2 protein-coding genes and 1 tRNA gene are annotated in these 2,165 nt (G+C 69.7%); all 3 read right to left on the bottom strand.

Translation table 11 applies throughout. The features are described from left to right. Nucleotides 1-90 precede the first annotated feature (90 nt). The gene (locus tag VMR06_RS17355) at nt 91-1,050 is read right to left on the bottom strand and encodes a ribose-phosphate diphosphokinase (RefSeq protein WP_325378719.1); all 960 of its coding nucleotides are present in this window, start codon (nt 1,048-1,050) and stop codon (nt 91-93) included. 54 nt (nt 1,051-1,104) lie between these two features. Then, nucleotides 1,105-1,179, bottom strand: a tRNA-Gln gene (locus VMR06_RS17350). A gap of 78 nt (nt 1,180-1,257) precedes the next feature. Further along, on the bottom strand, nt 1,258-2,165 hold a 908-nt coding region (gene ispE, locus VMR06_RS17345; RefSeq protein WP_325378717.1), incomplete at its 5' end, for a 4-(cytidine 5'-diphospho)-2-C-methyl-D-erythritol kinase.

Here is a 2,165-nt window from a genome sequence, read left to right as displayed (position 1 = left end):
TTGCCATTTTCGTGTTGCCTCTGGGTTGGGCCGCCTCGCGGCGGCGGATGCGCTCCCGCGACCAGGAACGCAGTGAAGAAAACGTGGCGGTCAGTCCACGTAGAGCGAGCTGACCGATTCGCCGTAGGCGATGCGCCGGATCGTCTCGGCCAGCAGCTCGGCGACCGAAAGCTGGCGGATCGTATCGACCGCGCGCGCCGCTTCCGACAGCGGAATCGTGTCGGTGACGACCAGTTCGTCGAGCTGCGAACCGGCCAGGTTCTGCAGCGCCGGGCCCGACAGCACCGGATGCGTGCAGTAGGCGACGACCTTCGCCGCGCCGTTCTTCTTGAGCGCCGCGGCGGCCGCGCACAAGGTGCCGGCGGTGTCGACGATGTCGTCGACGAGCACGCAGGTCTTGCCGCTGACGTCGCCGATGATGTTCATGACGGTCGCCTCGTTCGGACGCGGGCGGCGCTTGTCGATGATCGCCAGATCCGCGTCGTCCAGACGCTTGGCGATCGCGCGGGCGCGGACCACGCCGCCGACGTCCGGCGACACCACGATCAGGTTGTCGCGGCCATAGCCGCGCCAGATGTCGGCCAGCATCACCGGCGAGGAATAGACGTTGTCGAGCGGGATGTCGAAGAAGCCCTGGATCTGGTCGGCGTGCAGGTCCACCGTCAGCACGTGGTCGGTACCGACCGCGCCGATCGCCATCGCCGCGACCTTGGCGGTGATCGGCACACGCGCCGAGCGCAGCCGCCGGTCCTGGCGCGAATAACCGAAGTACGGCACCACGGCGGTGATGCTCGAGGCCGAGGCGCGCTTGAGCGCGTCGATCAGGGCCAGCAGCTCCATGAAGTTGTCGGCGGTCGGCGCGCAGGTCGGCTGGATCACGAACACGCGCTGGTTGCGCACGTTCTCCTCGATCTCGACCTGGACCTCGCCGTCGCTGAACCGGCCGACCTGAGCCTTGCCGAGCGGCACGCCCAGATCCTCGCAGATCGCCGTCGCCAGCGCCCGGTTGGCGTTGCCGGTAAAGACCAGGATTCCGGCCGAACTCGCCATGCTGTTCACGTCTAGCCCTCGCCACTGCCATGAAGCCGTCGGAACCGGCCGGAGTGGCTGGGGCGGCAGGATTCGAACCTGCGAATGCCGGGATCAAAACCCGGTGCCTTACCACTTGGCGACGCCCCAGCAAACCGATCGGCCGCGAACCCGGCAGGCGCGGCACCCATTCGGGCGCCCCACCATCCGGTTTCGCAAGCCGTTGTATCAATTGTCTTTCCAGCGCTCCAATTGCACATGGAGCGGCGAACGATCCACGCCGCGCGCGACCACCGCCGTCATGCCGGGCGGACAGTCCCGCGCCAGGTCGAGGCCGGTTTTCGCGTCGGCGACCGCCATGAACACGGCCGATCCCGATCCGCTCAACCGCGCAACGCCGTACGGCTCCAGCCACTCGAACACGCGCGCCACCGCGCCGTGACGGCGCCGGACCAGCGGCTCGAAGGCGTTGCAGACCGCTTCGCCGGAAAGGAAACGTGAAATTGTCGTGGCTGGCGTATCGCGTGTCAATTGCGCGTCCTGGAACAGCGCGGCGGTCGACACATGGACGCCCGGATGCACGACCAGATACCAGCGCGCCGGCAGCGCGACTGGCTGCAGGCGCTCGCCGACGCCCTCGGCGAACGCCGAGCGGCCGCGCACGAAGACCGGCACGTCGGCGCCCAGCCCGAGGCCGATCGTCGCCAGGTCGTCCTCGTCCAGCCCGGCCTCCCAGAGCTGGTTCAGCGCGACCAGCACCGTGGCCGCATCGGAGCTGCCGCCGCCGAGACCGGCGCCGAGCGGAATGCGCTTGTCGATCGCGAGGTCGGCACCGGCCGCCACGCCGGCCGCGGCTTGCAGCGCGCGGGCGGCGCGGACGGTCAGGTCCGTCTCGGCATCGACGCCGGGGACGTCGCCGACCCGGCCGATCCGGCCGTCCGCGCGCGGACGCAGCGCGATCCGGTCGCCCCAGTCGAGCAGATGGAACACCGTCTGCAGCGTGTGGTAGCCGTCGGGGCGGCGGCCGGTGACGTGCAGGAACAGGTTGAGCTTGGCCGGCGCCGGCCAGATCGACCAGCCCTCGCCGGCGAACGCGTCGGCGTCCATCGCTACGGCTGCTGCCAGCGCTGGATCGC

This window comes from Dokdonella sp. (genome assembly GCF_035511235.1).
GTDB lineage: Bacteria > Pseudomonadota > Gammaproteobacteria > Xanthomonadales > Rhodanobacteraceae > Dokdonella.
Note: the sequence above shows the minus strand (reverse complement) of the source record. Positions and strands in the feature narration are given on the sequence as shown.